This is a genomic window from Agrobacterium sp. D14 (genome assembly GCF_001526505.1).
GTDB classification, from domain to species: domain Bacteria; phylum Pseudomonadota; class Alphaproteobacteria; order Rhizobiales; family Rhizobiaceae; genus Agrobacterium; species Agrobacterium leguminum.
Map to the genome: position 1 here is coordinate 114,381 of NZ_ASXX01000010.1, position 21,173 is coordinate 135,553.

14 protein-coding genes and 1 pseudogene are annotated in these 21,173 nt (G+C 57.8%); 8 read left to right on the forward strand and 7 right to left on the reverse strand.

Features of this window, described 5'->3' with window-relative positions:
• Positions 1-5 precede the first annotated feature (5 nt).
• The 3 genes from L901_RS08925 to L901_RS08935 form a co-directional block, all read right to left on the reverse strand.
• The gene (locus L901_RS08925) at positions 6-728 is read right to left on the reverse strand and encodes an ABC transporter ATP-binding protein (protein WP_059755729.1); all 723 of its coding nucleotides are present in this window, start codon (positions 726-728) and stop codon (positions 6-8) included.
• Entirely contained in the window at positions 725-1,348 is a 624-nt protein-coding gene (locus tag L901_RS08930) for an ABC transporter permease (protein WP_236766938.1), read from the reverse strand. Before L901_RS08930 ends, L901_RS08925 begins: the two co-directional genes overlap by 4 nt.
• A gap of 241 nt (positions 1,349-1,589) precedes the next feature.
• Positions 1,590-2,600 carry an ABC transporter substrate-binding protein gene (locus tag L901_RS08935; protein WP_059755731.1) on the reverse strand — a complete coding sequence of 337 codons (1,011 nt, stop codon included), beginning with the start codon at positions 2,598-2,600 and terminating at the stop codon, positions 1,590-1,592.
• A 335-nt stretch (positions 2,601-2,935) separates the two neighbouring features.
• Between L901_RS08935 and L901_RS26175 the strand changes: the two genes are divergently transcribed.
• The gene (locus L901_RS26175) at positions 2,936-3,616 is read left to right on the forward strand and encodes an SH3 domain-containing protein (RefSeq protein WP_082710556.1); all 681 of its coding nucleotides are present in this window, start codon (positions 2,936-2,938) and stop codon (positions 3,614-3,616) included.
• Positions 3,617-3,961: 345 nt separating this feature from the next.
• Here L901_RS26175 and L901_RS08945 read toward each other — a convergent pair whose 3' ends face one another.
• Both L901_RS08945 and L901_RS08950 read right to left on the reverse strand, forming a co-directional pair.
• Entirely contained in the window at positions 3,962-4,708 is a 747-nt protein-coding gene (locus L901_RS08945) for an SDR family NAD(P)-dependent oxidoreductase (RefSeq protein WP_059755736.1), read from the reverse strand.
• Positions 4,709-4,728: 20 nt separating this feature from the next.
• The gene (locus tag L901_RS08950) at positions 4,729-5,121 is read right to left on the reverse strand and encodes a DoxX family protein (RefSeq protein ID WP_059755738.1); all 393 of its coding nucleotides are present in this window, start codon (positions 5,119-5,121) and stop codon (positions 4,729-4,731) included.
• 165 nt (positions 5,122-5,286) lie between these two features.
• Here L901_RS08950 and L901_RS08955 point away from each other — a divergent pair, with 165 nt between their 5' ends.
• The 7 genes from L901_RS08955 to L901_RS08990 all read left to right on the forward strand — a co-directional run bounded on the left by L901_RS08955 (position 5,287) and on the right by L901_RS08990 (position 13,477).
• Entirely contained in the window at positions 5,287-5,682 is a 396-nt protein-coding gene (locus tag L901_RS08955) for a helix-turn-helix domain-containing protein (RefSeq protein ID WP_020808707.1), read from the forward strand.
• Between the two features lie 87 nt (positions 5,683-5,769).
• On the forward strand, positions 5,770-6,516 hold the full coding sequence (locus L901_RS08960; RefSeq protein ID WP_020808706.1) for a hypothetical protein: 747 nt from the start codon (positions 5,770-5,772) through the stop codon (positions 6,514-6,516).
• 432 nt (positions 6,517-6,948) lie between these two features.
• Positions 6,949-7,593 carry a hypothetical protein gene (locus L901_RS08970; RefSeq protein ID WP_020808704.1) on the forward strand — a complete coding sequence of 215 codons (645 nt, stop codon included), beginning with the start codon at positions 6,949-6,951 and terminating at the stop codon, positions 7,591-7,593.
• Between the two features lie 47 nt (positions 7,594-7,640).
• The gene (locus L901_RS08975) at positions 7,641-9,845 is read left to right on the forward strand and encodes a DDE-type integrase/transposase/recombinase (RefSeq protein WP_020808703.1); all 2,205 of its coding nucleotides are present in this window, start codon (positions 7,641-7,643) and stop codon (positions 9,843-9,845) included.
• A 1-nt stretch (position 9,846) separates the two neighbouring features.
• On the forward strand, positions 9,847-10,821 hold the full coding sequence (locus L901_RS08980) for an ATP-binding protein (RefSeq protein ID WP_020808702.1): 975 nt from the start codon (positions 9,847-9,849) through the stop codon (positions 10,819-10,821).
• 21 nt (positions 10,822-10,842) lie between these two features.
• A complete protein-coding gene (locus L901_RS08985; protein ID WP_059755740.1) occupies positions 10,843-12,693 on the forward strand; it encodes a TniQ family protein in 1,851 nt (616 codons plus the stop codon).
• 487 nt (positions 12,694-13,180) lie between these two features.
• Positions 13,181-13,477 carry a hypothetical protein gene (locus L901_RS08990; RefSeq protein ID WP_059755865.1) on the forward strand — a complete coding sequence of 99 codons (297 nt, stop codon included), beginning with the start codon at positions 13,181-13,183 and terminating at the stop codon, positions 13,475-13,477.
• A 74-nt stretch (positions 13,478-13,551) separates the two neighbouring features.
• Here L901_RS08990 and pbpC read toward each other — a convergent pair whose 3' ends face one another.
• Complete coding sequence (gene pbpC / locus L901_RS08995) at positions 13,552-15,630, reverse strand: penicillin-binding protein 1C (protein WP_059755743.1); 2,079 nt, start codon at positions 15,628-15,630, stop codon at positions 13,552-13,554.
• A pseudogene (locus tag L901_RS09000) lies at positions 15,627-21,082 on the reverse strand (MG2 domain-containing protein). Before L901_RS09000 ends, pbpC begins: the two are co-directional and overlap by 4 nt.
• Positions 21,083-21,173: the final 91 nt, after the last annotated feature.

Consider the following 21,173-nt stretch of genomic DNA (forward strand, 5'->3'; position numbering starts at 1 on the left):
GCCTTTCAAATGCTGTCGGTTTCGACGCCGAGGCTTTTAAGCAGTCTCGTTCGGAGCGGGGTTATTTCGATCTGGTGATCCCGGCGGGGATGTGGAACGGAAACGGCATGATCTTCAGCGATCTGTCCGTCTTTGAGGACCAGAATTCGGTCAGCCAGAAGCAGTGCCTCATCAACGTCATGCGTCACCAGGATGATCGTGGGCCTCTTGCGTTCTACAAGGCGCATCAATAGCGCCTGCATTTTCAGTCTCGTCAGCGCATCCAATGCGCCAAACGGTTCGTCAGCCAATAACAAGTCCGGTGTTCGCAAGAGTGACCTTGCCAATGAAGCGCGTTGTTTCTGTCCCCCGGATAGCGTGGAGGGCCATACATCGGCTTTCTCCGCAAGGCCGACTTCCTGGAGCATTGCCTTTGCTGAAGAAGCGGCGTCCGGTCGCCGTAGGCCGAGCGTCAGATTGTCGAGGACACTTTTCCACGGAAGCAGGCGAGAATCCTGAAACAGAACCGAAATGCTTTCCGGCGTGCTGAAATGCCCCTTGGTTTCCGCATCATCGTCCAGGCCGGCGAGCGCCCGCAGCAGGGTCGTCTTGCCTGACCCTGATTCACCCAGAAGAGCGACGAACTGGCCCGCCGGAATGTCCAACGAAATCCGATCCAGAACAATCTTACCCTTGAAGCTGCGCGAAAGATCGCGAAGCGCCACAGCATTGGTGACGTGCACGTTCATGACCCCAACGCCCTTCTGTAGGAAAGCGCACGGGCCTCGACGATTCTCACTACCGCGTCAGACAGGAGGCCGAGCACGGCGTAGATGATGATTCCAACGACGATGATTTCCGTCTGGCCCCAGTCACGGGCCCTGTTCATCAGGTAGCCGATGCCTGTCTGGGTGTTAACCAGTTCTAGGACAACAAGAGCAGTCCAACAGAGAGCAACTGCAAGCCGGAGAGATACGAAGAACCCCGGCAACGCTCCGGGTAGAGCGACGTGCCGGATGAATTCACCACGCGTCAGGCCCAGCGTACGTGCGAGTTCGACATGTCCGATGTCGATACCACGTAGGGCGGCGTGGGTGTTTATATAAACGGGAACGAGCACGGCCGTGAAAATCAGGAACACCTTCATCGCTTCGCCGATGCCTAGCCAGATGATAACCAGAGGGATCAAAGCGAGTGTCGGTACCGCCCGCTTGATCTGAACAAGGCCATCTATAAGCGCCTCACCAGTGCGAGTCAGCCCTGAAAGCAGGGCAAGGACCACGCCTGTGACGACGCCGAGAAAAAGACCTGAGTAAGCCCGTGCCGCAGAGGCTGCAAGATGGGGTAGAAGACTGCCGTCGACCAGCATTTCATATCCGGTCTTAATTGCCGTCGATGGTGCAGCAAGAGTACTTGGCGACAGAAAGCCTAGACGGGAAGCTGCTTCCCAGACGATTAGCACGAGGGCTGGACCTAGAAGCCGGAAGCCTGATGGAAGCTTTCGGGGGACGAGACTAACCGAGCGTCGGGAGGAATCGTTATAAAAATACCCTTCTCTCCGCGCACTTGTTATCTTCCCTGAGGAAATGTCTGTCATAAGACCTCCAAGCTTAGCGTGACTGCTCGACGACGTTGTCGAACGTGTCCACGAATGAACCCTTCGCGTCGAAATTTTCCTTCAGAGACCCGGCTTGATAGAGAATATCGATAAGCTTCTGATGGTGTGGGATTGCCTCTGCAGATGTCTGGAAGACGAGCGGAGATTGCCCCGCCAGTATCGCTGCACTGTCTTCCGGCGACACACGCTGAAAGTCGGTGTAGTAGAATTTCGCCCATTCTTTCTCGTGCTCATTGCTCCATTTGCCAGCTTTTACGTAGGCGACCAGAAACCGTTTGATTGCCTCCACCTTTGCCGGGTCCGCAAGCACCTCGGGACGTGCATAGAAGTAGGAGGTGCTGGGCAGCAGTTTGCGCTCTTCGGGATCGAGCACGGGACTCGCGCCCACCTGGTTGGTAAGTCGTGTGACGAATGGCTCTTGCAGGACCGCAACGTCTACAGCGCCAGATCGTAGCGCATCAGGAAGGTCTGCGACCCGAAGATTTACCAGCGTGACGTCATCAAGCTTCAATCCGGCTCGGTTCAAGGCTTCGATAAGGAATACCTGACGGCCTGAACCCTCCACATAACTCAGTTTTTTCCCCTTGAGATCGGATAACTTTTCGATTTTCAGGCCCGGACGACTTGTAAGTCGGTACTGTGCGACTTCACGGGTAAAGGTCGCCACTATCGGCAGCAGGGTTCCTGAGGCTCGGGCTTGTATCGGTGGCGTGTCGCCAACATAGGCTATGTCCAAAGCTCCTGCTCTGATTGCCTCGAGGATGGCCGGACCTCCCGCAAAGTTCGGGAATTCGATATCAAAATCGAGGCTCTTACGTTGCCCACTGGCGTCCAGCAGATTGCGCACCAGTTCGGATTGATCGGCCACGACCAGCTTGGATGCGGGTTCGGTGGCATACGCGTTTACGCCCCCCACGCTCAAGGTGCCGATCAAAGTTGCGGCGGACAGGCGCAAGAAAATTCTACGATACAAGGAATTCACTCCGAATTTTTTGTCAGCCATTGCTGACTGCCGCGGGCTTGGAATTCCTAAGAGGCTATCAATACACCACTAAAACGATAGAGATACTTGATACGAATTCAGGTCGGAATAGGTATTTCCATTCCTCAAAAACCACCATCGATAGACGAAAATTTCGGAATCAAGGAAATCATTCCACTTGCCTAAATGTTCAAAATATCTCTTCCCGAAGGCCGACGAAAGAAAGGCGCTTGCCGGGTTCATACACCTGAAGTGAAACGTCCGCCGAGCCGGAAGGTTACGTTAAGTTGAGAAATGTCGACGACACTACTTGCGGAACATTTTAGCCCTCAGCAATATACGCTGGGGGCTTTTTCATGAAAAAACGATACTGGTTACTCTGTGGGCTTATTCTGTTCGGCATTTCGAAACTTGGAGAAACACCTTCGGGATATGGCGTAACGGCACCATCGCCGAGTTCTCCAGGGATAACGCATGCCCCGAAACCCAGACCATCAACAAGGAGCGGCGGGCAATCCATCATTCCTCCTGCAAATAACACTGTTACCCTGCCAAGCGAGACGGCCAAATCACGTTCCAGCCAGACAACGCAAACCAGGTTCGTCAGTGGGAACGGCGTCGCACTGCGTGCCGCGCCAGGCCCAAAGGCTCAAATCATTGATAGGCTGGACAAAGGTAGGAAAGTCGACCTCTTGCAACCAGAAGGACAATGGTCTCGGATCAAAGATACTCTGACTCAAAAAGAAGGATGGGTTGCAAGCAGGTTCTTGCAGGACGACGAATCCAAGCGGGAGCAAATCGTAAAACCGTCGGAACCAACACATAAACCTCCGCCGACAATATCACCCACGATCATCATTCAACGGATCATTGCCGAATCCGTTACCAACTATCCCGGCACATGCGCCTGTCCATACAGCACAGATCGCAGGGGCCGACGGTGTGGCAACCGAAGTGCATATTCGAAACCCGGAGGGTACGCGCCGATCTGTTTCGCGCAAGACGTTACGAAATCAATGATCGAAGCTTATCGCTGAGCAGAGCCACAAATACCCCTAATTGAAATGTGAAGTACTTTGTGCCTCATCTATCTGTCGAGCCACTCCGACTTTCATCTTGCCCCAGATATTCCTCTGAAAATCGTTGATCCCGATTTTGCCTCCGAAGAGCGCGCAAACAAGAGCAGGCGACATACGCCGCAACGAAATCGGAAACGACAGCGCGACAAGTGCGATAGCGAAACAGGCCGCAAAGATTGACGTAATGGGAAGTATCGGCACGTTAGTTCCTCGACTTGATTCCAGGACCGTCCTAATGAGATTGCGTTGGAGGTCAGCGACCATTCGCTGACCTCCGCGAGAGTGGACTTCTGGGAAAGAGACCTAACGGCCTGCATCAATGATCATCCCGCCGTCGGGCGTCAGGCTATAACCAGTGATGAACTGTGCATCTTTGCTGGCGAGGAACAGCACCACGGGCGCGATGTCGTCTTCGGGCGAGCCGTACCGGGCAAGGGCATTGGCCGGGGCCGGAATATTGGCAGCCGCCGCACCCCAGGTGTCGGCAATCGGAAGCACGTTGTTAACGGTTATATTGTCAGGCCCCCATTCGCGTGCAGCAACCCGGGTCAAGGCACGGACGGCTTCCTTTGCCATGTTGTATGGAGCATAGGGCACCAGACCCGTAACGCCTGCCATCGATCCGAAGTTGATGATGCGGCCCTCGCCGCTTGCTTTGAGATGGGGATAGGCGACCTGCATCGTCCGTAGGAAGGCAATCGGGCCCGTATCGAAATTGCGCTGCAGTTGTTCCACCGAAAGATCGAGAACAGACGATTGCACCACTGACGGGTTAAAGGCATTGTTCACGAGGATGTCAATGCCGCCCCATGTTGTTACAACCTTGTCGATTGCAGCCTTGATCGCGTCGGCATCGCTAACATCAACCGCAATGCCCAGTGCAATTCCGCCTGCGGCTTCTATGTCTTCCACAACAGCGCTGACATTCGTGGGTGTGAGAGAGAGTACAGCGACTTTTGCCCCTTCCGCCGCGAATAGTTTGGCGGTGGCGCGGCCGATTCCTCTGCCGGCTCCAGTGATAATCGCAACCTTGCCTTCCAGTCTTTTCATGGGTGTTTCCTTTTTCATGTTTACTGGTGCACCGCCGCTTCGAGAGCATACGGTGAGGGAACATCGCGAGCGTGGTTCTGCGTCGCGAAGGATGTGGCCAACAGGATGAGGCCAATGGCAGCGGGCATCGCACCCTTGATGCTGCGGACGCCGAGATGCGCCATTCCCGACAGGATCAGGTGATAGAAAATGCCCGCATAGGCGAGATCGCTAAGTGGCAGAGACAGACGGGCCAGGATCGCAAGTGGTCCGAGTATCTTCACGACGATCATGAACGGCACCAGATGGGCCGCATGATAGCCGAGATCGGCTTGGGCCTTTTCGACGAAAACCCTCTTGGTCAGGTACAGGGTCGCCGAAGACAGATACAGCGCCGACAAGAGAACGGTGCTGATCCAGTAAGTGTAGGTCATGGAATATCCCTCTCACCGGGCGTCCCGGCGAAATTGAGCATTGATCTTGCGCTTTTCGGATGACGCGTTGCATCGGCTACGAAGAGCTTGTAGAGAATTTGTAGGTTATAATGAATTTTCGCAAGTAGGATGAATTTATGACACTAGGTATGGAAATTCAGACTAATGACTGAAACCGGCTTTACGATGCAGGACGAGATGCGTCGCGCCTTCGCGATGCTCTCGGGAAAATGGAAGCTGGAAATCATGTGGTTACTCCATCAGCGGGTCCACCGCTTTGGAGAATTGCGAAAGGCGATCCCGGGAATTACCCAGCACATGTTGTCGGCGCAGCTTCGCGAATTGGAGGCGGACGGTCTCGTCTCGCGCACCGTTTTTGCTGAAGTGCCACCGCGCGTCGAATATGAGATGACAGAAAAGGCGCTTGGTCTCGGCCCGACGATGCAGGCACTGGCCGCCTGGTGGGAAGAGTACGGTAAAACTATCCCCTCGAAGTCAAATGGGCGTGGCCGTAAGCCAACCACGAGAGCCGCGGGAGAGAAATCCAAGCGTCTGGTATGAAACCTTGCTTCTTCTGACTGAAGACTACTTATGTCCGTAGAGCGTTGAAAATCTTATGTCCTTTTTCGATCTTCTCCAGGAGTAGGAATGGCACGCACGCTGTTGAATATCTGGTCGCGATGGCGCGAACGCCTCATCGATGAACTCGACTTCTATATGGATCAGGCGGAAAAACGTATTCTCAGTCAGTTCAACAATATCAATGACGAAGCTGAGGCTTACGCCAACGACAAGTATACTCAACTTGCTGAAATCAGCCGCCCTGAGATGTATGACATGGGTGACCTCGCAGAGGCCGCTTGGGAAGAGGGAATCGAATATTATGAGATGCTCGACGACCTTCGGAGCCGCACATTCCTATCGGTAGCAGCGGGCATGTATCATGAATGGGACAAACAACTGCGCGAATGGCTGCACAGGGAACTGTCTCACAATTTCAATATGGACCACCTTGGTCCCAAAATTTGGTCTGTGAATATCGATGAGATTTTTCGTCTATTCAGACTTTGGGGATGGGATGCCTCTTCCGAAGAATATTTCCAAAAAATCGATGCATGCAGGTTAATTGTTAATGTCTATAAACATGGCCCGGGTACATCTCTCGAAAGCCTAAAAGAATCTTATTCTCATTACTTGAGAATTGGGTTGCCGGACGAAAATGAGGCCGCGTGGCTAAAGTTCGCAGACCATTCGCATCTCTCCGTCACGCGCGAACACCTTCTCGAGTTTCACGCCGCCTTCAGGGCTTTTTGGCTTTCGGTCCCCGAAAACATATGGTGGTCTGATCAGCTTCAAATACCAGACTGGTTCCATAAAGCCGTAGCCAAAAAATAATACTCGTAACGCGCCCAATTATGAGAAATCGCCGAAAAAATTTTCTTTTCATTTACGTTTGAACCCTAAGAGCCCTGCCTCGACGTAATATCCGCTCGCCGACAGCGTGAGCAGTAATGAGGACGCATGATGACGATAGCAGCCACTATAGGTTTTGCTTCTCTCTGAGCCAGAGGATTTCCGACCGGAAACCTCGGCCAGCGAGATCATCGCAGGATACGAGGCAGGAGATCGGAATGCGTCACTCCCATAAAGTCGCCCAATACCTTTACCAGAAACGCGAGGGCCTCGGGTTCCTTTCCCTTGCGTCCATGACCCAACCGCCGGAGAACACCGGCACGACCTTGGCCGGGGGCTTACGAATATAGCCCAGCCGCCAATCCGGCCGTCAGCGTAGCGGACAAGGAGTATTGGCACGAGCCGCACTTCGGCTTGGCCTTGCGCGTGCCCGCCGACAAACAGGCAAAGACCGCACGTGGTCACACGTTCTTCAACGGCAACGGCGTCTACCACGAGAGCGAACTCGAGCACCGCGTCAGCTCTGTACTCCAAACCCTGGCTGGCCTTCGAGAACTCCAGTCGCAATACCCGAAGGTTCACTACACCGACGCCGACGGCGTCCTTCGTGAGCATACGTTCGATTACTTCATCGTTCTCAACGACGGCACAAGGGTCGCCGTTGCGGTGAAGTATGCCCGCAAGCGAGCCGAAATGCTCGACTTGCTTGATCGCATCTGCGCCGCCGGTATCACAGGGGTCGGCCCACTCGGAAAGTTGACGCCGCGCGTCGCGGACGCCGTCGCCTTGATGACGAACGATGAAGCAACCCTAGAGGCATTCGAAAATGCCTACTTCATCCTGACTTCTCGCCTCCACCACGACGATGCCGAGTGTACCAGACTTGTGGATGTGGTGAAACGTCTGCCGGGCCAGTTCCGGTTTGGTGACCTTCTACGCGACGTCCCCTCACGCAGTAAACGCCGCACCGCCGTGTGGCGTCTTATCGATCTCCGTCTGATCGCACCCGTCTACTCGGGCCGTATCGATGATCGATCCTGGCTGCGCGCCTGCGCCTAGCCGTTCCCAATCAAATCAAAATTCCATCCATCAGAGAAAGGACCATCATGGAATCCCGCACCCTGCCCGCTCGTCAATTCCTTCATTCCCTCATCGGTATGGGTCAAATGGATCGCTACCATGACAAGACGAGGAACGCCTTCTTCATTCCTGTAAGTCGCGACGACGTAGGCTATGTGCTCCGTTCAGAAAGCGATGTGGAATATAAGATTTTCCTCTCCCACCAGGAAATCTACGCCGCGCTCGACAGCAACAAAGCATCGATCCGCTACGGCTACAACAGCCCCGCGCAGCAGAAAATCCGTGCCATCTTCGGCGATAAGCCATGGGACGAATTCGACGTCGAAGATCGTGATCTCGCCGTTCATCGGGAAAAGCTGATCCACAGATACGATGTGGAATGCGACCGCATCGGCAAGCTCCTGCCAATGTCCGAGAAAAAGCTCGGCCCGAAGCTGCTGGCGTGGAACCGGGAAATCAACGACGCGCTGTTCGACCTAGCCGCTGATGGCCGAGCCGACCAGAGAAGCCAGGTCGTCATTTTCCCTTGCCCAAGCGTTAAAACCTTCAAACGCGACTACGACGACTATCATAATTGCGACGGTGACGTGATGGCGCTTCTTCCCCGGCATCACGGTCCGGGCCCGAAGCTGTTCGCCCCGAAACCAGCTACGATCGCGTTCGCACACAAGATGGCGATGGCCTACCTGGATCGCCGCCGTCCTACCAAGGCACATGTCTATCGGTCGTATCTGGCTGAACTCCAGAAGCACAATGCCGACCTCCCGATCCCGAAGAAAATCGGCAAGGTATCCCGCAAAAAATTCGAAGCGATGATCGGGAAATTCGACAAGTTCCACGTCATCGCGAGCCGTCACGGCGAGAAGTTCGCCATCCAGAAGTTCAAGGCGATCCGCCGGAGTTTCCACGTGGTCGCTCCTGGCCAGCGGATCGAGATGGATTTTGTCACCGTCGATCTGATCTCGCTTCTCGTGGAAACGGGTATCTGGAACGCCCTTCCGGAAACAGTACAGGAGCGTATCCCTCGCGTTCGCATCTGCTTCTGCGCTGCAATCGACGTCGCGACACGTTACATCCTTGCACTCAAGGCAAGCACAAATCCGAACGCCGCGTCCGCCGTTGCCACGATCCGCATGATCATGACCGACAAGAGACACCTGTCGTCCTATGTGGCCGCCAAGACGCCATGGATCGGGAAAATCAGGCCCCGGGTCATTTACACCGACAACGGCGCGGAATTCACCGCGCAACGGACCGCAGAGGTGCTTCGTGCCGCTCGCATTCACGGCACCCGTCCGCCCGCCGGCGATCCTGGTTGCCGCCCGTTCATTGAAAGCCTTTTCCATTCGATCGGCCTGCTGATCGCACCGTATTTCGAGGGCCGGACTTTCTCTTCGGTCGTAGAAAAGGGCGATTACGATCCGCAGGTTCATGCCGCATTGCTGGTCGACGAACTGATCAAGATTTTCATCTTCGCGGTATGCGACATCTATCACAACAAGCCGCATTCGGGCCTTGGCGGTAATACCCCCCACAATGCGTGGGTCGAGGCCTCCAAAGAATACGAAATCCTCTACCCGCCAGATGCCGAAGAAATGCTCCAGATTTTCGGGATCAAGACGACCCGCCGGATTTCCGACTACGGTATTACCGTATTCGGCATCACCTACTGTGATGCCGAAATCCAGCGGCTCCGGACCAAGTTCGACCAGGTCGACGTCGAGATCAAATACGATCCAGAATGCCCCGCCCACATCGCCGTTAAAGGCGACAAGGGCTGGTTCGTCGTTCGCAACACCGTCGGTCTCGATGACAGTGTAACGCTCGCCGAATGGATGGCCGCGCGCAAGGAATTGCGTGCCAGCTACGCCACTGCTGCCGAGCAGGGCATGACGGTGATGTACGACGCTATCAATCGTCTTCGCGCTATCGGTGATGCCGCAACTCTCCGCGCGGGTCTTTCTCCCAGCGTACCGACCGCAAAAGACTTCGACCGTTGGGACGCGGAACTGTTCGGGGCGTGGATGGCCGCGCCCTCTGAAGATCAGACCCCGCTCCTCGCCGATGGCCCACTGCCCGACGATCCGTTGCGGATCGGCATGGTCATCCAGCGGCCCGACCTGTTCGCCCTCGAAAAATCCGTGACCGAAGAAATCAAAGAAAACGAACCCACCGCCACGCAAGCCTCTGACGCGCTTGCTTCCGGCTTCTACTATGATGAGGAGTACTAAGATGACGGCAACCAACGAACTGCGCGCGTTGCGTGTGAGGGAAACCAACCGTTACTTCGAGACAGGCCGTTGCCTGGAACTCGTGAAGCGCCTTACGGAATTCGAGGAGCATGCCCTCGATTGCCTTGCCGGCGGCGGCTCGAGAAGGCGCTCCTTCATCGTAATCGGCGAGTCCGGTAGTGGGAAGTCAACCTCGCTGGAGCGAGCGTTTACGATGATCCCATCGTTTCAGCCGTACCAGAATGAGTATGGCGAAACGGTGCGTCCACTGATCAGTATCGAGGTGCCGAAACCCTGCTCCACCAAAGATTTGGCAATCCGTATCCTTCACGAAATGGGTCTGCCCGCGAGCAATCGTGCAAATGAGCATGAACTTTACGAGACAGTCAAACAACAGCTCAGAGAACGCCGCGTCCTCTTTCTGCATCTGGACGAGGCACAAGACCTCTTGCGGGCACCAACAGCTGCAGCCGTAAGGTCTCTTCAGGATCGCCTGAAAAGCCTCATCGCCATTCCCGACTGGCCACTCCACACGATCTACAGCGGCGTACCGGACCTGGCCAAGCTGGTATCCGGCGATCTTCAACTCGCGAACAGGTCGTTGGTGATGCGGTTCGAACCGGTGCGTTTTCCTTCCGATAAGCCGCTAGTCGAAAAGCTTCTGCGCGACATTGCCGTCGACCATTGCGGTCTTGTGCTGGCGGACGAGTTGATGACTGACGACTTCCTGGGACGCTTGGTAGCATCCACGGGTGGTGGGCTGGGTACGATGATCGAGATGGTACGGGCAGCTTGTTTCGCAGCCCTGGGACGAAACCGCAAAAATCTCACGGCTCGCGACTTCGCAGGTTTCTACGACCGTGCGTCAGGCAGTCTTCGCGGCGACAACATCATCACCTCGCCCCGGTGGCGCGACATTGATCGCAGCAATGCATTGACGGACCTCGTTGCCCAGCCCTCGAAAAAGAAGAAGTAATAGCCAGAAAGGTATCGCGTCATGGCACTCCCCGTCACCGTCGAGTTTCACAAAACCGAAACGCCCCTGAGCCTGGCATCCCGCCTCGCGCACGCAAATGGCTATCGTTCAATGCGGGGGTTTCTCGCCACGACGGACACAAACGCCACTGCCATCGCCTCGGGCGATCCCGAAGCGATGGCATTACTCGCACACTGGTCAGGTGTCGAAGAAGCGCGTCTCGCAGCGTATGCAATCGCGTCCGTTACCGCCGGAGCGACGTGGAAGCTGGGTCACGCATTGATGGGCCGTGATATGCGACCGGGACGAAATCATCGGTACTGCCCGAAATGTGTCGTTGACGATCTCGAAAACGGCAGCGGACGTCCTTCTTCACGTCCCTACGTCCGGGCGGCGTGGATGACCCGGGCCCTACAGAATTGCCATGACCATGCTTGTGCGATCAAGGAAGCCCCGGCGTCCTCGCAAGAGCAAGGTGATTTCGCCTCGTTCGTACGCCTGAATATTTCAATGATCAGGGAGGAGGCGGTCGACACCAGCGCAGCCTCCTCGTCTCAAATCGATCGATACGTGGTCGCAAGAATCGACAGTCTCCCCGCCAACGAGTTTCTCGACAATTTTGAAACCTATGTGGCTGTCGATGTTTGCCGTCATTTCGGTCGCTTCCAGAAGATGCACCGGATCGCATATGATCGTTGCGACCTGGCGTCTCATTCCGACGTCGAGTGCGGGTTTGGTTCCGCCTCGGCCGGACGCGATCTGATTGAGAAGATTATTTGCCAGGCGATCGAACAATCAAAACCGATGGTCTATGAAATGGCTTCCTTTTTCGGGCCGTTGCGAGATTGGCTGATGCGCAATCACAAGAAGCCTGAATTCTCCCTCGTAACAGAGATTTTTCAGGACATCGCCGAGCGGAATCTCCCAATCGGTCCTGATGAAGCCTTTGTGCTGCCGACCCGAAAACGCCATCTGCATTCGATCAGATCGGCAGGCCTCGAATATGGCATGATGGAAGACCGTATCCAGGACCTCCTTCTGGAAGCTAATCTCATTGCACCTTCGCAGCTGACGAGCGCCCAGATTTACTTCGATGCGCGTCGGGGCCACGAGGTATTGTCCAATGCGCTGGATACGATGACCAGTGTTGAAATCCGGACGGTTCTCGGAATCAGGGATGACCGCATGCGAGCCATTCTCGATGCCGGACTTCTGCGCCGCGTGGAGCAACCAAAAGACGGCGCACGCGTGTTTTCGCGTGTCCAACGGTCCGAATTTGAGGCATTCAAGAAAGCGCTTTTCGGGCGTTCGCTAAACGGTTCAAATACAGACGGCCTGGTGCAGCTGGATAAAGCAGCGCAAAGATGTGGTTGCCAAACCGAGACCATCCTCAAATTGGGCCTGGAAGGTTCTCTGAAAAGCCTCCATTTCAAAGGTGGTCGGACGACTCTCTTGAACCTCCTTGTGGATTGGGAGGAAGTCAGAGCCTGCTTGAACCGCTCTATTCCTGACGTGGCATCGTTGAATGGCAACGTTCAAAACGATAGTCATAGACACCTCAATGTCCGAGACACAGAACGCCGGATCGGGACGGCGAGAGGCACGATCAGCGAACTGCTGCGCCTCGGTTATCTAAAGACGGAAACCCGGATCAATCCTGCTACTCGGCGTGAGCAACAATACGTCTTGGCAAATTCCGTAGATGCCTTCATTGCAGAGCATATTTGTCTCGCTCTTTTGTCAGACCGTGCGGGTGTCTTTCCAGGAATCCTTCGTCAAAAGCTCGAGGCCGAGGGAGTGCTACCCATTTATGAACCGACCGGTAGAAACTCGAGATTCTATCGGAGATCGGACGTGGCGCACTGGCAATAAAACGAAGATCGTCTTTCGACGAACACGTACAATCTTAGTTTGGAAGGCCCGCTTCGGCGGGCTTTTTTATTGCCTGCAGTTCCGGCACTTTAGTTTCTGGACACACCTATCGGAGCAATTCGCCCTGACCTTTGGGATACCCTCTAAAATTCCTCAATGAAATCAGGGAAAACTACCGTCACAGCGACAAATCAACGGAGCGAAATCAGATGATGATCGGATGATCTGCCCGCCTCCGGTGCGCCTCCGGACATGGCGAAGACATCCAGCCATGCATGGAACCGTTTGGCAGACACCATAACTCTTCTGGATTGAGCGACGAAGTATCCCGCATTTCCTGCGAAGCCCATTTGCCGGATGGCAGAAAACTTAGCGCTGCGTGGGAATATTGAAGGGGAACATTGAAAGCCGAAAATCGCTTCCTATTATGAATGATATGCGGCGAAAGAAGGTGCCGAAGCGGCATCCGCAAGGCGAAGGAGATTTGATGATCAACGAATATGGTCCATACGTGCAGATGTCGACGCTTGGAGAGCGCATGGCCGCCCTGTACCAAATGGATGCGAATCTCGCATTGGAGTCGCACCTGACTCACTATATGGACGAGGTCGAGGTCAACATTGCCGCCGATACGTTTGACCACGTTGGTTTCATGAACAAGATCAGTGGCCAGTTGCAGGTAAAGCTGGAGGCAACGGACGACTCCAGACGCCGGGAGTTTCTGCAGGCCATCGTCTCATCGCTCCAGGAGCGTATCCGCCGCCATTCACTGGATATTGCTTGACGGCAGGCCGCCGCACGACGTTATCCTGCCTGAAACGCGTGGCGCTGCCTCGTCGCGTGGGCTTTTTCTGCCGGTTATTCGACGAAAACCCGCACGCTCGAGGCGCGGCCATCGGCGTCGATCACCGTAAGTGTGGAAAATCCCTGGCCTTCCGGCCGCCATTCGCTGTTGCGGCGGTGGGACGCGTTCGGCAGAGGCAAACCATTGGCGAGCCAGCGGAAGGGTGCGCGCCCGCCCTGCAGCTTCAGTACCAGCGGCGAGATGCCCGACTGGCCGGAAAGCTCCACGCGCGCGCCTTCCGGCGGGTAAACGATGCGCGGCACGCTTTCACGTCTTGAAGCAGAAAGCAGGCCGCTGGCCGTCGTGGTGAACCGCCGCTGGTTGGCGGGGAGATCATTGACCGCGACCCGCGCGACACCGGAAGGTGCGGCCGGCATCGGCGTGATCGTCACGCCGGATTTTTCGAAAGCCTCGAACAGGATCGGGGCGGCCGTCGCATAACCGGCAATGCCCGGCACCGCGCCATTGTCGGCCCGACCGACCCAGACACCGACCAGATGCCGCCCGTCATAACCCACCGACCAGGCATCGCGATAGCCATAGCTGGTGCCGGTCTTGTAAGCGATGCCGCGCTGTTTCATGCCGAGCGGCGGCAGTACGCCGGACAGGATGTCGGAGATATTCCAGATCGCAGCATCGGAGAATAACCGGTCACCCTCCAGCCGTTCCGGGGCGGAGCGGACGCCGTCTCCAAGACGCACGGGATCGCCGCCGCCGGCAAGCCCCGCATAGAGCTGCACCAGATCGACCAGCGAAACACCCGCGCCGCCAAGGGCAATGGCAAGCCCCGGCGCTTCATTGGCGGGAAGCACGAGTTTGACACCCACCCGCCGGAACCGCACCATCAGCGCCGAGGGGCTGACGGCATCGAGCAGCTTGACGGCAGGCACGTTGAGCGACAGTTGCAGCGCCTGCCGGATGCTGACATCGCCCTGGTAATGCATGTCGAAATTGCGCGGCCTGTAACCGGAAAAGTCGGCCGGGCGATCCTCGATGATGGTTTCCTGCCCGACAAGACCGTCTTCGAAGGCAAGGCCGTAGATGAATGGCTTGAGGGTGGAGCCCGGCGAGCGAACGGCCCGGCTCATCTCCACGAAACCGCGTCTTGCCGTATCGAGATAATCCGCCGAGCCCACTTCCGCCAGAATATCGCCGCTCTGCGCATCGGCCATGACGATGGCGACGGAGACCCTGTCGCCGAGCTTTTCCGCCGCATGGCGGGCGACACCCTCCAGCTCCCGCTGGATCGGCAGCTTCAGCGTGGAACGCACCTCGGCAGTATTCGGGAACTTCACCCGTGCGGCGACGGCCATATGCGGCGCATATGCCGGCAGGTCCCGCCGGTTGGCGGGCACATTCGCAAGAGCCGACCGTTCCGCCTCCCCCTCACCCACCACGCGTTCCACGGCAAGCCGTTGCAGCACACGCTCCCGCGCCTGCTTCGCCGCCTCCGGAAAACGATCCGGACGGCGCTTTTCCGGCAATTGCGGCAGCGCCACCAAAAGGGCCGCCTCCGCGGTATCGAGCCGGCCCGGTTCCTTGCCGAACCAGGCGAGGCTTGCGGCGCGAATGCCTTCGAGATTGCCGCCATAGGGCGCGATATTCAGATAGAGATCGAGGATTTCCGCCTTGCTGAGCCGTCTCTCGATCTGGATCGCACGCGCGGCCTGCAGGAATTTCGCCGAAAAAGACCGGTCGGCGCGCGGCTCGATCAGCCGTGCCACCTGCATGGAAAGCGTCGATGCACCGGAAACGATCCGGCCGTTGCTGGCCAATTGCCAGGCGGAGCGCAAAAGCGCCCAGGGATCGACGCCGTGGTGATCGTAGAAACGCTGGTCTTCATAGGCCACCAGCATGCGCAGGAACTGTGGGTCGACTTCGGCGGCCGAGGTTTTCAGCCGCCAGCGGCCATCGGGTGTCGCAAAAGCGCGCAACAGCTTGCCGTCACGATCCAGAACCTCGAAGGATCGTTGCTGCGCAACGTCCAGCGGCGGCGGATAGGCCTTGTCCAGCGCATCGAGACCGAAGGCCGCGCCACCCATAAGCAACGCGGCCGTCATGATGCCGACAATGATCGCCTTGCGTCGCCTCATGGGTTTGCCGAGCGCACCTCCATGCGGCCGGTTGCCGTGCGGGCGGCAAATTGCGGCCGGTACATATCCTCAACCGAAGCTGCCGGATGATCGTAGGTGCCGGGGGTGACGGCGCGGACCACATAGGCCAGCGCAATTTCCGAACTGTCGCCGGCCGAGCGGTCGAAGGCCGCCACGAAACGGTCGTAGCGGAATTCCGTATGCGCCGCTTCCGTTTCCGGCAGCCAGTCGAAATTCGAAAGCTCCGCCGAATTGACGAGGCTCGGATTGTCGATTTCGAAACCGGAGGGCAACAGGTCGGTCACCAGAATGCGCGACTGCCAGTTATTTTGCGGCACGATATTCAGCGCCACCACATAACGCTCGTTTTGCGTGACCTCGCTCGGGTTCACCTCCTCGCCATCCATGGAATAATAGGTGCGGGTGATGGTGAAACCTTCGCCGCCCGCCGCAAGCGGCTGCGCCGGCGGCGCCACCGTGGTGACGACAGCCGTTACCGGATCGGCCGAGGCATTGGCGATCTTCAAGGGTGCGGCCAGCAATTCGTCGCCGCTCATCCGCTTGCCGAAGCCTCCGGTCTGCAGATCGCCGTTCACATCGAGACGGATATCCTTGTCCTCGCCTTTGACGGCGCGGGCGGCCAGCAGCATCCATGCCTGTTCCTGGGTGCTGGTATAGGGCTTCTTTTCCCATTCCTTGGCCACCGCACCGGCAAGCTGCGGCACGACGGCCGGAACCGGCCGGCTTTCCGCCGCAAGCGCCAGCGTCGCCGCGCCGTCACGCAGGGCGGAGCCATAATCCGCGCGCGAGAAGCTGACATTGGTGGTGCGGCTTGCCATGTCGAGCGAAGCGCCGAATACGGCCTTAGAACGGGCCTGATCGCCATAAAGCGAAAGGGCGGCGGCAACCTGCGCCTTGGCGAGCGGCGTCGGGAAATCGGCCAGCGCCGTATCCGCGTAATAACGCAGATCGTTGATCGCCGCCTTGCGGTTGCGCGCCAGCACATAGAGCGAATAGGCGATCTCGTGCCGCGATCCTTGACATTGCTGTCATAGGAAAGACCGTTTTGCAGGTTGTTCAGCGCCTGCACCATGGCGGCTTCGGGCACATCGTAATTCTGCTCGCGGGCGCGGGTCAGGAAGTCGCTGATATAAGCATCGAGCCATAGATCGCCGTAACCCGGCGACCAGAGGCCGAAGCTGCCGGAACTCGACTGGAAGGACAGCACGCGGTAGATCGCCTCCTGCACCCGCCGGCGGGTATCGGGGTCTTCTGCAAGGCCGCTATCCTTCGTCAGTTCCGAAACGTAAAGCAGCGGCAAAGCGCGGCTCGTCGTCTGTTCGGCGCAGCCGTAGGGATATTTGTCCAGCATCATCACCAGCGCCGGAATATCGAAAGCCGGCGAGCGCGTGACATTGACCGCGACGGACGAGCCCAGAAGCATGCTGTCGGCCAGAAGATCGCCATTGATCGTCAGGCTGCTATTGGGCGCGATCTTGATTTCGCGTCGCGTCGTGACCGGCAGAACGGCCGGACGTACCGGAACGTTCAGAACCTGCTCCAGTGAAAGACCGGCGGCATTGGAAACCTTGATGGTGATCGCGCCATTGCCGGGCTGTTCGCCCGTCAGCGGCACCGTCAGCGAAGACTTGCCGCCTTTCTGAAGCGCGAGAGTTTGCGTCATCTCACCCTGATCGACCGTCAATGCCGTATTGCTGGTCACATCCAGCCGGTAATCGCCGGCCTCGCCATCGGTATTGGCGATATCGAGCCGCAATTGCGAGACATCGCCGGGAGCGAGGAATTTCGGCGCGCTGGCCGTGACCACGACAGGATCGCGAATGATGGCATCGGAGACGGCATGTCCCACACCCGTCTTCGTCCAGGCCACCGCCATGATGCGGGCCGTGCCGTTGAACTGCGGAATATCGAAGCTGACCGTCGCCTTGCCGTCTGCATCGAGTTCGACCGGACCGGCAAAGAAGGCCACGAGCTTTTCCGTGGGCGGGCTGCCCTGAAGGGCTGCCCCGCCGCCGTCACCGCCGGTGCGCAGCCGGCCGGTGGCGCCGAGCGAACCGTCGATCAGGCGGCCATAAAGGTCGCGGATTTCCAGTCCCAGCCGGCGCTGGCCGAAATACCATTCATCCGGCTTCGGGGGTTCGTAGCGGGTAAGGTTCAATATGCCGACATCGACGGCCGCAACGATGGCATAGGCCTTTTCGCCCACGCCAGCGCCCGCAACCGTGATCGGAATTTCAAGCGGCTGGCGCGGCAGCGTTTTCTGCGGCGCGCCGAGCGTGACGGCAAGTTTGCGCTCGGCCGGATCGACGGCAAGCCATTTGATGCCGATAGCGCGCATCGGCATATGGCTTTCCTGCGCATCGCCGGGACGGAACAGCGTGGCCGTCACATAAGCGCCCGCACCCCATTCCTCGGTGACGGGAATGTCGATCTCGCCGCCATCCTCGCCGATCTCGGCATTCTGCACGGCAATCAGCTTTTCCGAACCGGAAGTCACCATCAACTCGCCGGCAAAACGCGAGGAAACCTTGAGTTTGGCCGTATCGCCGATCTTGTAGCTCTGTTTGTCGAGAGCGATTTCCAGCGCATCCGGCGTCTCCGTCGAGCTTGCCTCGACGTAAAAACCGGCATCGAATTCAACGCTGGAAACAGGCGCGCCATTGCCGGCGCCCTCCACTTCAAGCCGATAGCGGCCCCAGGTGACGGGCACGGAAATCTCGCCGCCATTGGCATCGACCGAAAGCGTACCGGCTTCCTGTTGCTTGGTATATTCCACCGGTTCGTAACGCCAGGAGTTGCCCTGACGATACCATTGATAGTTCCGCTCGACCTTGATGAGCTTCCAGGTCAGGCCATTCATCGCCTGTTTGGCACCTTCGACACTGACACCGATGATATGGAAACGACCAACGGAGTTCTGGGCGAGATCGCCGGAAAATTGCGGTTTGATACCGATGACAGGGGCTTCCGCCTTGATAGGCAGCGTCAGGGAGCGCTCCACGGCACGGCCGCCGGCCTCGCGCATGCGCACGGTGATGTTGGCGGAAAGAAGCTGCGTTGTGGATGGCAGGTCGGTCAGGTCGACATTGAAGCTCGCCTTGCCCTCTTCGTCCAGAACCGGCAGATCGGCAAGCGTGGTGCGGTTTTCCTCTTCGCTCTCCTCATCGGCCAGACCGAAGAAATAACCTTCGAAATCCGCACTCGTGCGCGTCGGCTTGATGGCGACCTCACCTTCCAGCGTCAGGCCGGCTGCGGGCGCGCCATAGAGATAACGGCCATCGACGTCGATCGCCGTTTCCGCGCCAGGGTCGATCTGCTTTGCCTTGCTGGAGAGATCGAACTCGGTGCGGTCAGGCACGAAATCATCGACGAGGAAGCTCTTTTCGCTGATCGCAGGCGTTTTCGGATCGGTATGGATGCGCAATGTCCAGGTGCCGCGCATCGCATTTGCCTGCAACGGCAGATCGACCGCATGGCCGCCCAGTGCCTTGCCGTCGCTGACGAAACGCCGGTCCTCGACACCGTCAGGGCGCGAGAAGATGAAAGTGAGCGGCAGATCCTCGATTGCCTTGCCGTCGACATCGCGGGCAAGGGCTGCGGCATGCACGGTCTCGCCGGCACGGTAGATGCCGCGTTCCGTCCAGCTAAACACGTCGATGGCGCCGGGGGCTGCACGGCCCGTCACGCCGCGATCCGAAAGATCGAAGCCGGCGCGGGTCATGTCGAGGAAGACGTAGTCCTTGTCGCCGTTGCGCGCCGTCAGGATCGCAGGCGCCTGCGCCGCCGTGCCGCGCATCAGGCCGGCCGAGAACACCGCGCGGCCGTCCGCATCCGTCTTCGCGGTGCCCAGCACCTCGTTATTCTTGGCGAGCAGCTGCAAATCCACATCTGCCAGCGGCTTGGCGCTGCCAAGTGCGCGGACAAAAACATTCAGACCATCGGTTCCGGCATAGGTGGTGATGCCGGTATCGGAAACCAGGAACCATTGCGTGGCCCGCGAATCCCAGGTTTCCGGCGCGGTGCCCGGTGGTACGGCGGTCAGCACATAGATGCCGGGCTTGCGCTCCGGCAGGGCCTCATCCACCGGGAAGCTCGTCACCACATCCTTATTGAGATCGGGCTGGATATCGATCGAGCCCTGCCAGACAAGCTCGCCAATTTCGTTTTCGATACGGTCGGCATTGTAGCCGTCCATCTGCGTCAGAAACTGCGAGTTTGAAAGAAGCGAGGTGATGTTGCGATCGCCGACGCGATAAAGCTTCAGGTCGGCCTTGTCGGCATTGACAGAGACGATTGGAATGCCGCGGCGCGCCGTGCCCGGCAGCACGAAATTCTCGCCGGTGAAGCGCACGCTGGCGGCGCGGTCACGCACGTAGATATCGAGATCGACCTGCTTTTCCAGAGGCTCTTCCACCGAAGACGGCAGGCCGGCGCGAAACGCGATCTTGTAACGCTGGCCATGCGTCAGGCCTTCCACGCAAATCTCGCTGCCCTTCGCTTCGATGGCCTTGGGCGCTGCCCCATCCAGCGTGATGAAGGAGGAGTAATCGACGCCGTTCTTCACCAGCGGCTCGGAAAACTGCACGCAGGCGCGCGGGCTGACGCTATCCGTATCCACGGTATTATTGATGACGCGGAAACCCTGCCGGGTGCGCAGATCGGCATAGGCCGCCTTGGTCTGTGCATTGTCGGTGAGCGCAAGGCTTTCCTTATAGGCATTGAGTGCCGCGCGATAATTCTGGGTTCTTTCAAACGCCTTCGCCAGCCGGTTCAGGGCCTCGGTGCGGGCGCTGACCGTGCGGCTCAGCTGGTAGGCATTGATGGCAGCGGAAGCGGCCTGTCCCGCTATCGAATAATTATCGGTGACCTGCGCGGCCTTTTCCGACAATTCCGCCCAGAGCGCGCCATCGTCAGGTGTGATCGCAAGGGCCTGTTTATAGGTCGTGACCGCATCGGGAATATTGCCGGCGGCTGCCTGCTGCCGCGCCGTCTCCACAAGGGCTTCAAGGCCCTGTTCGCCCTCACCCTCATTTGCCGCAAGGCCGGATTTCAGCCGGCGCGCTTCCTGCTGCAGGCTGTCGGTCACGAAGGGCAGGCGCTGCGGCGCGCCGATATCGGCCTCCGCAGCCACTTCCACGATCTTGCCGGCAACCGCGCCGGGGAAGGCGTTCAGCTGATTGAAATCCGATTTGAGGAAGCACCATTTCACCTTGGGATTGTAGGTAAAGGCCTTGCAGGCGGTATCGCCGACGCAAATCTCGCCGCATTGTTCCAGCGAGACATTTTGCTCCGTCCTGAGATCGAAGCCGAAATAATCGCCATTTTGGGTCGTAACGACCTTGCGGGAGGGTTCCGCCGCCATGGCTGGCGGAAAAAACAGGGCGGTTGAGACCGCAACCAGCGAAATCCGGACGAGCGCGCGCAACGACATCAGTTTTCTCCCCGCAACAGACATGTCGGGCGGGACTCTGGTCAAATCCACGCATGGTTGTCAACGCATCTTCGTCAATTCGCGACACGCA

Coding starts and splice junctions, on each gene's coding strand:
- L901_RS08925 (WP_059755729.1), bottom strand. CDS start 728: ATGAACGTGCACGTCACCAATGCTGTGGCGCTTCGCGATCTTTCGCGC.
- L901_RS08930 (WP_236766938.1), bottom strand. CDS start 1,348: ATGCTGGTCGACGGCAGTCTTCTACCCCATCTTGCAGCCTCTGCGGCA.
- L901_RS08935 (WP_059755731.1), bottom strand. CDS start 2,600: ATGGCTGACAAAAAATTCGGAGTGAATTCCTTGTATCGTAGAATTTTC.
- L901_RS26175 (WP_082710556.1), top strand. CDS start 2,936: ATGAAAAAACGATACTGGTTACTCTGTGGGCTTATTCTGTTCGGCATT.
- L901_RS08945 (WP_059755736.1), bottom strand. CDS start 4,708: ATGAAAAGACTGGAAGGCAAGGTTGCGATTATCACTGGAGCCGGCAGA.
- L901_RS08950 (WP_059755738.1), bottom strand. CDS start 5,121: ATGACCTACACTTACTGGATCAGCACCGTTCTCTTGTCGGCGCTGTAT.
- L901_RS08955 (WP_020808707.1), top strand. CDS start 5,287: ATGACTGAAACCGGCTTTACGATGCAGGACGAGATGCGTCGCGCCTTC.
- L901_RS08960 (WP_020808706.1), top strand. CDS start 5,770: ATGGCACGCACGCTGTTGAATATCTGGTCGCGATGGCGCGAACGCCTC.
- L901_RS08975 (WP_020808703.1), top strand. CDS start 7,641: ATGGAATCCCGCACCCTGCCCGCTCGTCAATTCCTTCATTCCCTCATC.
- L901_RS08980 (WP_020808702.1), top strand. CDS start 9,847: ATGACGGCAACCAACGAACTGCGCGCGTTGCGTGTGAGGGAAACCAAC.
- L901_RS08985 (WP_059755740.1), top strand. CDS start 10,843: ATGGCACTCCCCGTCACCGTCGAGTTTCACAAAACCGAAACGCCCCTG.
- L901_RS08990 (WP_059755865.1), top strand. CDS start 13,181: ATGATCAACGAATATGGTCCATACGTGCAGATGTCGACGCTTGGAGAG.
- pbpC (WP_059755743.1), bottom strand. CDS start 15,630: ATGAGGCGACGCAAGGCGATCATTGTCGGCATCATGACGGCCGCGTTG.